The 11,578-nt window shown below is 64.1% G+C and carries 13 protein-coding genes; 4 read left to right on the forward strand and 9 right to left on the reverse strand.

The genetic code is table 11. The features are described 5' to 3' along the window. Positions 1-517 (forward strand): hypothetical protein (locus tag AOQ71_RS28540; protein WP_430648659.1); only part of this gene is annotated, 517 nt, incomplete at its 5' end. Between the two features lie 93 nt (positions 518-610). Further along, positions 611-829 (forward strand): hypothetical protein, encoded by a 219-nt coding sequence (locus AOQ71_RS28545; RefSeq protein WP_057753879.1) that lies wholly within the window; start codon positions 611-613, stop codon positions 827-829. Between the two features lie 234 nt (positions 830-1,063). On the opposite strand, the gene AOQ71_RS28550 is transcribed toward AOQ71_RS28545, so the two are convergent. The 5 genes from AOQ71_RS28550 to AOQ71_RS28570 all read right to left on the reverse strand — a co-directional run bounded on the left by AOQ71_RS28550 (position 1,064) and on the right by AOQ71_RS28570 (position 6,381). Further along, complete coding sequence (locus AOQ71_RS28550; protein WP_057753652.1) at positions 1,064-1,882, reverse strand: aldo/keto reductase; 819 nt, start codon at positions 1,880-1,882, stop codon at positions 1,064-1,066. 259 nt (positions 1,883-2,141) lie between these two features. Then, positions 2,142-3,707, reverse strand: coding sequence for an alkaline phosphatase D family protein (locus tag AOQ71_RS28555; RefSeq protein ID WP_057753655.1), 1,566 nt, complete (start codon positions 3,705-3,707; stop codon positions 2,142-2,144). Between the two features lie 311 nt (positions 3,708-4,018). Further along, entirely contained in the window at positions 4,019-4,468 is a 450-nt protein-coding gene (locus AOQ71_RS28560; protein ID WP_057753658.1) for a hypothetical protein, read from the reverse strand. Between the two features lie 108 nt (positions 4,469-4,576). After that, positions 4,577-5,578 (reverse strand): NAD(P)H-dependent flavin oxidoreductase, encoded by a 1,002-nt coding sequence (locus tag AOQ71_RS28565; protein WP_057753661.1) that lies wholly within the window; start codon positions 5,576-5,578, stop codon positions 4,577-4,579. A gap of 65 nt (positions 5,579-5,643) precedes the next feature. Continuing rightward, positions 5,644-6,381, reverse strand: coding sequence for an SDR family oxidoreductase (locus tag AOQ71_RS28570; protein ID WP_057753882.1), 738 nt, complete (start codon positions 6,379-6,381; stop codon positions 5,644-5,646). A 162-nt stretch (positions 6,382-6,543) separates the two neighbouring features. Here AOQ71_RS28570 and AOQ71_RS28575 point away from each other — a divergent pair, with 162 nt between their 5' ends. After that, a complete protein-coding gene (locus AOQ71_RS28575) occupies positions 6,544-7,008 on the forward strand; it encodes a winged helix-turn-helix transcriptional regulator (RefSeq protein ID WP_057753664.1) in 465 nt (154 codons plus the stop codon). Between the two features lie 142 nt (positions 7,009-7,150). Here the strand turns inward: AOQ71_RS28575 and AOQ71_RS28580 are convergent, their stop codons facing one another. From AOQ71_RS28580 to AOQ71_RS28590, 4 genes are all read right to left on the reverse strand, one after another. Continuing rightward, complete coding sequence (locus tag AOQ71_RS28580) at positions 7,151-8,770, reverse strand: DHA2 family efflux MFS transporter permease subunit (protein ID WP_057753667.1); 1,620 nt, start codon at positions 8,768-8,770, stop codon at positions 7,151-7,153. Next, positions 8,767-9,924, reverse strand: a complete 1,158-nt coding sequence (locus AOQ71_RS28585; protein WP_057753885.1) for an HlyD family secretion protein — start codon at positions 9,922-9,924, stop codon at positions 8,767-8,769. The genes AOQ71_RS28580 and AOQ71_RS28585 overlap by 4 nt, the downstream gene beginning before the upstream one ends. Before the next feature lie 186 nt (positions 9,925-10,110). Next, on the reverse strand, positions 10,111-10,269 hold the full coding sequence (locus tag AOQ71_RS46405) for a hypothetical protein (RefSeq protein WP_167354000.1): 159 nt from the start codon (positions 10,267-10,269) through the stop codon (positions 10,111-10,113). Positions 10,270-10,296: 27 nt separating this feature from the next. Beyond that, entirely contained in the window at positions 10,297-10,671 is a 375-nt protein-coding gene (locus AOQ71_RS28590; RefSeq protein WP_057753670.1) for a PRC-barrel domain-containing protein, read from the reverse strand. 142 nt (positions 10,672-10,813) lie between these two features. Between AOQ71_RS28590 and AOQ71_RS48745 the strand changes: the two genes are divergently transcribed. Further along, positions 10,814-11,578: thiamine pyrophosphate-binding protein (locus tag AOQ71_RS48745; protein WP_245317196.1), on the forward strand; the 765-nt coding region annotated here is incomplete at its 3' end.

Genomic DNA, 11,578 nt, shown 5'->3' on the forward strand with positions numbered 1-11,578 from the left:
CGGGGCTGCTAGACTTTGCCTGGAATTATTCGAGGCGGGGCCTTTTCGGGACATGATGCGTCATTTGAGTCGCTGGACCAGCGCGGCGGTGCTTTGGGTTGCGTTCAGTTCGCTCGCGCGTGCCGAGACGCTCGCGGCGACGATCGAGCAATGGGGCTTGCTCGGGTCATGGGCGGTCGACTGCGCTATCAGGCCCGACCGCGACAAGGGCGCGGTGCTGACTTACGAAATCCGGAAGGACGGCCGCGTGATGTACCGGCGCGATTTCGGTGACGTCAAGGATGAGAACGAGGTGGTGTCCGCCTCCGTCAACGCCGAGGGCCTGCTCAACCTGATGGTCTACTTCGCATCGTTGCATCAGACGCGCGAATTCGGATTGCTGCATGCGAATGACGGCAGCCTGCGCGCGATCTATAATCGCAGCGATCGGGGCGAATACACGATCAAGGATGGCAAATACGTGAAGACTGGCGCGCCGACGCTTCCACAGCAACGCTGCACACAGCCATCGTCCTGATCCTGAACATCCATTCAGAATTCTCTTCCCGTTTCGCCGGAACGTTCATGCGGATGCGCGGTTTAGATTTGCATTCGATTGGAGGAGGACATCATGAAGAAGCTTGGTTATGTCGTTGCCGCTCTGGGTGCGCTCGCGGTTGCGGCGCCGACGCTGGCAAGTGCTGAGACCGTGATCATCAAGCACGGCCATCACGGCCCGTACGGCGCCCGCGCCGAATTTCGCGAGCATCGCGACTATGGGCTGCATCGCGGCTGGCGCCATCACGACCGCGTCGTGGTGATCAAGCATCGCCATCATCACTGGGACTAATGCGCAACGCAACCGGAAATGGCCCCTCGCGGGGCCATTTCCATGCGTTCTGCGCCCTCTCCCTCGCAAGGCGAGACGGGCGAGAGGTATCTCTCCACAAGTCCGAAATCGTAGGGTGGGCAAAGGCGCATTTGCGCCGTGCCCACGACTGGGAGGTGGGCACGCTTCCGCCTTCGCTCTTCGAGCTACGGCGGACAAATCGCTTTGCCCACCCTACGATACTTCGCGAGCCCATCAATCCCAGTCCGGCGCGAAGCCCGGATTGACGCAGCGCTTGTCCTTCGGCAGCGCGGCGATCTTCTTGCGATCGGCATCATCCAGCTTGATCTTCAGCGCATCCAGATTGGCCTGCTGGCTCTCGCGGCGTGACGCCTTCGGGATCGCGGCAACGCCGTCCTGGTCGAGCAGCCATTTCAATGCGACCTGTGCCGCGCTCGCGTTGTGCTTCGCGCCGATCTCGGCGAGGACCGGATCCGAAGCAAAGCGCCCCTGCGCCAGCGGGCAATAGGCGACCAGCGGGATAGACTTCGCCCTGAGATAGGCCAGCAGCTTCGATTGATCCAGCATCGCGTGATATTCGACCTGGTTGCAGGCGATCGGCGCCTTGATGTCCTCGACCGCGATCTTGAGCAATGCCGTAGTGAAATTGGCAACGCCGATCGCCCGCGTCCGTCCCTCCTCTTTCAGCTTCATCAAGGTCTCGAACACCGCGCCCCAGTTCGCCGATCTCGACGGCCAGTGCACGAGGTAGAGGTCGACATGATCGAGCCTGAGCTTTGCCAGGCTGGCGTCGAAGGCGCGGCGGATCGCATCCGGGCTGAGATTCTCGTGCCAGACCTTGGTCGTGACATGCAGCTCGCCGCGCGGCACGGAGCTAGCGGCGAGCGCGGCGCCGATGGCCTCCTCGTTGGCGTACATTTCGGCGGTGTCGATGTGGCGATAGCCGATCGACAGCGCGCTCTCGACCGCTTCGCGGCAGACATCGCCCTGCATGCGGAAGGTGCCGAGGCCGAGCTTGGGCATGCTGATGCCCCGTGTTTTCAGATGGTCCATGGAACAGGCTCCCTGAGATATTGCAGCCCGCCGGATGCAGGCAGCGATGCCGCGTGAGCAGACTCTTCGGTGATGGAAAAGAGGTGGCGGGAGCGGGCATGATAGCGCGGCAGGCGCGGGGCGGCCAATCAAGATCGGGTTAGGGTTTGGAGGCGTCTTTCCGGGGCGTCCGCAGGGCGAACTCCGGTGCGCGTTTGCGCACCTGAGAATCTCGAGATTCCGGGTTCGATGCTGCGCATCGCCCCGGAATGACAGTGCCTCACGAATGCTGCGCAACGACCGCCGGGCGCGGCTGCGGTTGCGGCACGATATCGACTGACCAGAGGTCGCGGTTGTCGACGTCCTTCAGGGTCACCGTCATCACGCCGCTGGTGCCGTCGATGTCGACGCGGCCGAAGAACTGCAAGCCGAAGCAGGGTGCGAGATTCTCGCCCTGAGCCTCGCTGCAGCCGTTCCGGTACATTGCGACCGGGCCGAAGGTGTTGTCGAGTTCGCCCGGGCCCCAGGTGCCGGCGTGGAGCGGGCCAGAGACGAACTCCCAGAACGGCTCGAAATCCCTAAACTGCGCCCTGTTCGGATCGTAGAAGTGCGCCGCGGTGTAGTGCATGTCGGCGGTGAGCCAGACGATGTTGCGAACGCCGGCGCGCTTGATCGAGGCCAGGAGATCGGCGATCTCGTGCTCGCGCCGATCAGGGGGGCCGTCGCCGAGCGCGACGGCGCCGAGGCTGACCAGCCCAATCGGCAAATCGGCCGCGATCACCTTCCAGGTCGCGCGCGAGGCGGCGAGCTCGCGCTTCAGCCAGGCGAGCTGCCCGGCGCCGAGAATCCAGCCGCGATGATCATCGCCCTTGTTCCAGCTGTCGTCGCGATAGCTGCGCATGTCGATCATGAAGATGTCGAGCAGCGGGCCGTAAGCGATCTTGCGATAGACCCGGCCCTGCCGCGCGCCGATGTCCCGGATCGGCATGAAGTCGAAGAAGGCACGGCGGGCGCGTGCGACCAGGCGCGGCGTGCCGTCGTCTTCAAAGCCGGCCTCGTCATAGCTGCCGGCCGGCGACCAATCGTTGGTGACCTCGTGATCGTCCCATTGCGCGAACATCGGCACCGCGGCGTGGAAGGCGCGGAAGTGCTGGTCGAGATGGTTGTATTTGTAGTTGCCGCGGAACTGCGCCAGGGTGTGTGCGACCTCCGATTTCTCCTCGGTCACGACGTTGCGCCAGATCTCGCCGTTCGGCAGCTTCTGCTCGGAGGGAATCGTGCAGTCGGCATAGATGTGGTCGCCGGAGTGGATGAAGAAATCCGGTCTATTGTCCAGCATGGTGCGGTAGCTGCGATAGCCGCCGCGCGAAAGGTCGATGCCCCAGCCCTGCCCCGCGACGTCGCCGGACCACAGGAACGAGATCGACTGGCCGGCGGCTGGCGCCGTGCGAAAATGACCGAGGCGGCTTTCGCCTGTCATGCCGGTCGCGATGTCGTCGAAGCTGACGCGATAGAAGATGTCCTGCCCGCCCGGCAGATTGTCGAGCTGCAGTTTTGCCGTGAAGTCTGCGTCCGGCAGCGCATCACGTGACGCTGACGCGATGATGGTCGTGAAACTCTCGACGGTCGAGCACTCCACCTGCATCCGCGCCGGCCGATCGGCGCGCGCCCAGATCACGGCCGAGCCGTTCGACACATCGCCCGACTGAATGCCACCTGCGATGTGCGGACGATCAGCGGCGCGGCTGATGCGGGGCGTTGCGAGCGAGGCGATGGCGAGAGAGGATGTGGAGCGAACCAGGAATTGCCGCCGGGTCCATGCGCGCGCGGCGCGGTGCGTTGCCATCAAGGAAACCTTCGTCGAATCGCGACGGAAGGTGCCTGCGTCGTTTGACGGCCGGCTTACGGTTTGTTGACTCCGGGCCTACGGTTTTGCGACGCGCAGGTGACGGGCGATGTGCGACCGTGGCTTCTTGGCGACTGCCAGAGCAAGCGCCTTGTCCTTCGAGACGACCGCTTCCAGCGGTCTCCTCAGGATGAGGCTAAGCAGCACTGCCCCCGCTTAAGTTGCAGCCGCGTACTCCGCCCTCATCCTGAGGGCCCGCCATCGGCGGGCGTCTCGAAGGATGGGCTGCAAGCGAGATGAAGCGGCTGTTCTTAATGCTTCCAGTTGCAGATGCCGCCGGAACGGCACGGCCAGGTCTGGATGCGGGTGTCCATCGCCTGCGCGTCGAGCGGATTGGCGTGACGGTGCGCGAGCCTGGTGCGGGCTGCGCCGCGCGGCTGGGTGCTCCTGGTGTGAGCGATCTCGGTGTGAGCGATCTTGGTCTCAGCCATCTTGGGCTCGGAGACGCGCACGCGTTCGGCCGCGACCTTCTTCGGTACGTCGACTGGTTCGGCGCGGGCCTGCGCCTCGTTGCCGCCCTTCGCTTCCATCGCGACTGGAGCGAAATGCGTCTCTGGCCCGAGCCGCTTCGGCGACAGCACTGCCTTGGAGAGATCGAGACCGAGATATTCGTCAGGCTTGTAATCGTCAGCGCGCGCGATACCGCCCACTGCGAGCACGAGGGCAATGGCAACCACACTGGGAATGCTTTTCAGGACCACGGACACCTCCTGAAATTGATTGGTTAAGGAGTAATTTACCCCTATTTAGGAGGCGCCGCGTGCATTTCCAGCGGCCAAATGTAACGGTGGTTAAGAAGTTTGGCGGTGTCAGGCGACCTTTCGCGTCGCACCCGTCCCATCCAGGAACCCGATCAGCCTGTTACGAATGATTTGTTCCGCCTCAGTCATGATGCGATCGATGAGTTCCTTGCAGCTGGGGATGTCGTGGATGAGGCCCGCGACCATGCCGCAGCTCCAAGCGCCGGCATCCATCTGCCCCTCCAGCATGATCCTGGGATAGACGCCCGCGACCTGGTCGTGGATGTCGTCGATCGTGAGCTTGTCGCCCCTGGCGTGCTCGATCTCGAGCAGGCGCTCGACATTGGCGTTCTTCAAGACGCGCTCGGTGTTGCGCAGGGCCCGCATGATCAGGCGGGTGTCGAGCTCGGTGGCCGCGACCAGCGCGTTCTTCACGTTCTGATGGACGGGCGCTTCCTTGGTGGCGATGAAACGCGTGCCCATGTTCATGCCTGATGCGCCCAGCGCCAGCGCCGCGACGAGGCTGCGGCCGTCGGCCATGCCGCCGGAGGCGACGAACGGAATGTTCAACTCCTCCGCCGCGCGCGGCAGCAGGATCATGTTGGGAATGTCGTCCTCGCCGGGATGGCCGCCGCACTCGAAGCCGTCGACGCTGACGGCGTCGCAGCCGATGCGCTCGGCCTTCAGCGAATGACGCACCGAGGTGCATTTGTGGATCACCTTGATGCCCGCCGCCTTCAGCGCCGGCATGTATGCTTCCGGGCTGCGGCCCGCGGTCTCCACCGCCTTGATGCCGCCTTCGACGATGGCGGCGATGTATTCCGGATAAGGCGGGGCCGAGAAAGCCGGCAGGAAGGTGAGGTTCACGCCGAACGGCTTGTCGGTCATGTCACGGCAGCGGGCGATCTCCCTGGCCAGCAGCTCCGGCGTCTTCTGGGTGAGGCCGGTGATGATGCCAAGGCCTCCGGCATTGGAGACGGCAGCGGCAAGCTCGGCAAAGCCGACGAAATGCATGCCGCCCTGGATGATGGGATGCTCGATGCCGAACAGTTCGGTGATCGCGGTCTTCACTTCATTCTCCTCCCCGGAATTTGGCCTGATGTTGCGTTCAGTCTAGCCGGACTTTTGCGCCGCGGTCACCATGTCTCGCCGAAGGGGCGGATCTCCATTTCGAAGGTCCAGGCGCTCTTCGGCTGCTGATAAAGCTGCCAATAGGACTCGGCGACGGCCGACGGAGGCATCAGCAGGTCGGGATTGTCGAGCGCGTTGGGGCCGAGCGCCTCGAGCCGGCGCTGCCGCACCCATTCGGTGTCGACGCCGGCATCGATGATGAGATGGGCGACGTGGATGTTCTTCGGCCCGAGCTCGCGCGCCATCGCCTGCGCCACGGCGCGCAAGCCAAACTTGGCGCTGGCAAAGGCGGCAAAGCCGCTGCCGCCGCGCAAGGACGCGGTCGCGCCGGTGAAGAAGATATTGCCGCCACCGCGCGGCAGCATCAGCCGCGCCGCTTCGCGGCCGGCGAGGAAACCGGAATAGCAGGCCATCTCCCACACTTTCCGGAACACGCGCTCGGTGGTGTCGAGGATCGGGAAGTTGACGTTGGCGCCGACATTGAAGATGCAGACCTCCAGCGGCGCATGCTTGTCGGCGTCGTTGAGGAAGGAGATGACCTCCTCCTCCTTGCGCGCGTCCAGCGACCGCGCATGGATCTCACCGCCGGCGGCCTCGATGTCCTTCACCAGCGGCGCGAGCTTGTCGCCGTTGCGGCGGCCCGCGTAGATCGAGAAGCCTTCGGCTGCGAATTTCTTGGCAATCTCGGCGCCGATGAAATCGCCGGCCCCGATCACGGCCGCGGTCGCGTTTCGCCTGGACATCCTCGCCTCCTCCGCTGAGAGCATGATTGGACCGGAGGCTATAGTTCTAAAATAGAACTGTCAAACCTGCGATCCGAATGCTAGCTTGGAGCCGAAATAGCCTTGTTCATTCAAAGTCAGTTCCTTTTTCTGACTGACTAGATCCGTGCCGGAGACAGGATCATGAAATGGGATACGCTGGATGAGGAGCCCTGCTCGCTCTCCCGCACCGTCGCCGTGGTCGGCGACCGCTGGACGCTGCTGATCCTGCGCGAATGCTTTTTGCGGGTGCGACGCTTCGAGGCGTTTCAGTCGTCGCTGCAGATCACGCGGCATCTCTTGTCGGAGCGGCTGAAGAAGCTGGTCCGCTTCGGCATCCTGCGCCGCGTCCCCTATTCCGAAGCGCCCAAGCGCTACGAATACATCCTGACGCAGAAGGGCCTCGACCTCTATCCGGTCATCATGGCGATGGTGCATTGGGGCGACACCCACATGGGCGACGAGCGCGGCCGCCCGCTGCTGCACGAGCACAAGAGCTGCGGCAAGCTGTTCGACCCGGTGATGGTGTGCTCGGAATGCGGTGATGTGCTGCATGCCAAGCAGGTTCATGTGCATGCGGGGCCGGGGCGGAAGGAAGCGGTGGGGTGAGTTCTGTCTCACGACATCGTCATTGCGAGGAGCTCGTGACAAAATTGCGAAGCAATTTTGCACTGTAGCGACGAAGCAATCCAGAGTCTTTCCGCGGAGCGATTCTGGATTGCTTCGCTGCGCTCGCAATGACGGATGGTGCCTAATGCCCCCGCGCGGGCGCGCCGAGATTGATCGGGCGCAGCACGGCGGCAATCGGGATCATCAGCACGGCGATGATCGCGAGCGTCCAGAACACGTCGATATAGGCGAGGAAATCGACCTGCTGCTGCAAGGTCCTGCCGACCCAGGCGACCGCCTGCGAGGCGGCATCGCTCGCATTCGAGCCCTGGGCCTGGAAGTAGCGCGTCACCGCCTCGATGGTCAGCTGGTAGCCGAGGTCGGATGGCGCGGCATGCTCGATCAGGCGGCTCTGATGGAATTGCTGGCGCTGCGCAAGAATCGTTTGCGCCAGCGCGACGCCCATGGAGCCGCCGATATTGCGGGCGACATTGATCAGCGCCGAGGCCTGGTTGGTCTTGTCGGGCGGCACGCCGTCATATGAAGCCGTCGTCACCGGCAGAAACAGGAAGGGAAGGCCGATCGCGAGGAAGATGCGAGCCAGCGCCGCGTAGCCGTAGGTGATGTCGCCGTTGAGCCCGGTCAGATGCCACATCGAGAACGCGACGACCGCGGCGCCGAACATGATGAGATATTTGGGCTGCACCGTACTGACGAGCCTGCCAACCACGGGCATCAGCAACAATGTTGCGATACCGCCGGGCGACAACGCGAGACCAGCCAGCATCGCCGTGTAGTTCAGCTCGGTCTGAAGCAGTTGCGGCAGAATCTGCGTGGTCGAGATCAGCACCGCGCCGGTGCCGAGCATGACCAGGAAGCAGGCGGCGAACTGCCGCCGACCGAGCAGGCGGATGTCGACGATCGGATCCTCGCGCGTCAGCTCCCACGGGATAAGCGCGAGCAGCGAGGCCGCCGCGAGCACCGCGAAAAGCACGATCATATTCGAGCCGAACCAGTCGTTGCGCTGGCCTTCGTCGAGCACGAATTCGAGCGAGCCGAGCCCGATCGCGACCAGGGCAAAGCCGATATAGTCGACGCGCAGGCCCTTCGCGAGCAGCTTCGCCCGCTCCTCCTCCGCGCCTGACGGCTCCTTGACCAGCGTGCCGACCAGGAACAGCGAGAGCAGTCCCATCGGCACGTTGATCAGGAACACCCAGTGCCAGCTATAGGTATCGGTGATCCAGCCGCCGAGCGTCGGGCCGACCACCGGCGCGACGACCACGGCGACGCCATAGATCGCAAAGGCCTGGCCCCGTTTCTGCGGCGGGAAGGAATCGGCGAGGATCGCCTGCTCGCTGGTGGCCATGCCGCCGCCGCCGAGACCTTGCAGGATGCGGAACAGCACCAGTGCCTGCAAATTCCACGCGAAGCCGCACAACAAGGACGCCACCGAGAAGGTCGCCACGCAAAACATGTAGAAGCGCTTGCGGCCGATCACGGTCGACAGCCAGCCCGAGATCGACAGCACGATGGCATTGGCGACGAGATAGCTGGTGATGACGTAGGTGCTCTCGTCGATGCCGACCGCGAGCCCGCCGGCAATGTGGCGCAACGCGACATTGGCGATGGTGGTGTCGAGCACCTCCATGAAGGTCGCGATCGAGACCACGAAGGCGATGAGATAAGGATTGTGCCCGCCGGCCGCCGAGCGCTCCGGCGACCAGGCACCAGTGGACGCGCCGTCCTGCGTTGAGTCCGTCATCGCACCCTGGTCCAGGGCACGACCGACATGCCCGGGCCGACAGGCAGGTCGGCCGGCCAAACGTCGACCACGATCTTCACCGGCACGCGCTGCACCACCTTGACGTAATTGCCGGTGGCATTCTCCGCCGGCAGCAGGCTGAAGGCGGTGCCGGAGCCCGGCTGCACGGAATCGACATGGCCGCTCAGCTTGCGCCCGGGATAGGCGTCGATGCGGATCTCGACCGGCTGGCCCGGCCGCATGTCGGCAAGTTGAGTCTCCTTGTAATTGGCGACGATCCAGACATCGTCGGGGACGAACATCATCAGGCTCTGGCCTGCGGTAACGAACGTGCCCTTGGCGCCGGAGAGCTTGACGACGCGGCCGGACTGCGCCGCAACGACGCCGGTGTATTGCAGGTTCAGCCTGGCCTGATCGAGCTGCGCCTGCGATTGCTCGAGTTGCGCCTTGGCGCCTTCCAGCTGGGCTTGCAGACTCTTGATGCCGACCTGCGCCGCGATCACCGCTGTCTTCGCGCGCTCCGTGTTGGCCTGTTGGGCCTGAAGATCGGAGCGGGTCTGCTGCTGACGCTGCACGGTGCCGGCGCCCTTCTCGACGAGATCTTGTGCGCGGTTGAACTCCTCCTGCGCGAACTGAAGCTGGGCCTGCGCCTGCTCGAGCTGCGCCTGGGCCTGCTTGATCTGCTCCTGTTGGGAATCGATCTGCGCCGCGACATTGCTGATGTTGGCCTTGGAGACCTCGACCTGGGCCTCGGCCTGATCGACGGCGATGCGATAATCGCGCTCGTCGATCCTGGCGAGGAGATCGCCGGCATTGACATGCTGGTTGTCGGTCACAGGGATATCGGTGACGTAGCCGCCGACCTTCGGGGCCACGGAAAAGCTGCGGGCGGCGACGAATGCATCATCGGTGGATTCATAGTGGCGGACCTGGAGCCAGTAGAGCAGACCGCCGACCAACGCTGCGATCAGCACGATGGCGCCGACGGTTGCGAGCAGCCAGTGCTCGGCGATCCGCTCGCGCAGCGTCGGAGTTTGGTCCGGCTTGGCCGACTGCTCCTTGCTCTCGTGCTTTGGATCAGGCGAAGTCTTTGGAGCTTCCGCCTTCTGCGGCTGCTCCGCCGACGGGCCACGCTCCCGGATTTGAGCATCCACGGCGAACACCTCGATCGGGGTTTTTGCTGCGGCAGAGGCTCGCCTTGCGCGCACGCCGGAACCTAACCGCAGCGCTGGGGCATGGTTCCGGCTGCCGGAAGCACCGCCGTCAATCGTGAACGCATTGCGCAAGAATGAAGCGCGGCACCGGCGGTACCGCGCTTCATTCATTGCCTGCGCACGAGATCAGTGCGTTTTGGTCTCCTGCCATTTCTCCAGATCGGGCTTCTTGTCGCCGGACCTCTGCTCCTTCTCCGGATTGCCCTTCCAGGGCTTGTCCGTCTGGGCGTGCGATCCCCAGTCGTTCTGCTGCCTGGGATCATCGGTGGGCTTTTCCTTGCTCATCGGGTCTGCCTTTGTCTGCAACGAGCTTTAAGCGAATGGAACGCCATAGTAGGCATTGACGCCGCGCATCGCGGCGTCATCACCCCAGTTCCAGTCGCTGCGCTCGCCATATTTCGGCGCGCCTTCGAGCGCCTTCGCGGTGATTCCGGTGACATAGCCGCCGAGCTCGGTGTCGTATTTCAGCGACTGCCAGGGCAACGGATAGTGATCGTTGCCGATCCCCAGGAATCCGCCGAAGCCGAGCACGGCGTAGGACACCTTGCCGCTGATCTTGTCGATCATCACGCGTTCGATCGAACCGATCCGGTTGCGGTCGGCGCCGTAGACCGATGTTCCCTCGACCTTGTCGCTGCCGATCAGACGGCCCATCTCGCTGCGGTCCAGCTCGCCTTGATTCAACATGTCTATTCTCCACTCAGCCGATGTGGGGACCAACGAGCGCCAAGGGGCGATCGTTCCAGAGGGCACCTGCGCCCTGACAGGAACATCACCGCAGGCGCGCTGTTCTTGATTGTCCAGCCAAGGAAACCGGGAGCCGCCCGCGATGTCTCAGACCGTCTCCGACTTCGTCGTCCAGCGTCTGCATCAATGGGGCGTGCGTCACATCTTCGGTTACCCCGGCGACGGCATCAATGGCGTGTTCGGCGCCCTGAACCGGGCGGAGGCCAAGGCCGAGACCAGGATCGGCTTCGTGCAGGCCCGCCACGAGGAGATGGCGGCGTTCATGGCATCGGCCTATGCGAAATTCTGCGGCGAGCTTGGCGTCTGTATCGCAACGTCGGGCCCCGGCGCCTCGCATCTCATCACCGGGCTCTATGACGCGCTGCTCGACCACCAGCCCGTGCTGGCGATTGTCGGCCAGCAGGCGCGAAACGCGCTCGGTGGCAGCTATCAGCAGGAACTCGATCTCGTCTCGATGTTCAAGGACGTTGCCGGCGCTTATGTCGCGCAGGCCTCCTCGCCCGCTCAAGTGCGGCACCTGATCGACCGCGCGGTACGGATCGCGCTCGCACGCCGGGCCCCGACGGCCATCATCCTGCCCAACGACCTGCAGGAAGAGCCCTATGAAGGGCCTCCGCGCGCGCACGGCACGCTGCATTCCGGCGTCGGCTACAGCGGTCCACGAATGATGCCGCGCGAGGCCGAGCTCGATCATGCCGCCGAAGTTCTCAACGCCGGCAAGAAAGTCGCGATGCTGGTCGGTGCCGGCGCGCTGCACGCCACTGACGAAGTGATTGCAGTCGCCGACCGCCTGTCGGCCGGCTGCGCCAAGGCGCTGCTCGGCAAGGCGGCGCTGCCGGACGACCTG

Origin of the sequence: Bradyrhizobium manausense (genome assembly GCF_001440035.1) — a bacterium.
Classification (GTDB): domain Bacteria; phylum Pseudomonadota; class Alphaproteobacteria; order Rhizobiales; family Xanthobacteraceae; genus Bradyrhizobium; species Bradyrhizobium manausense.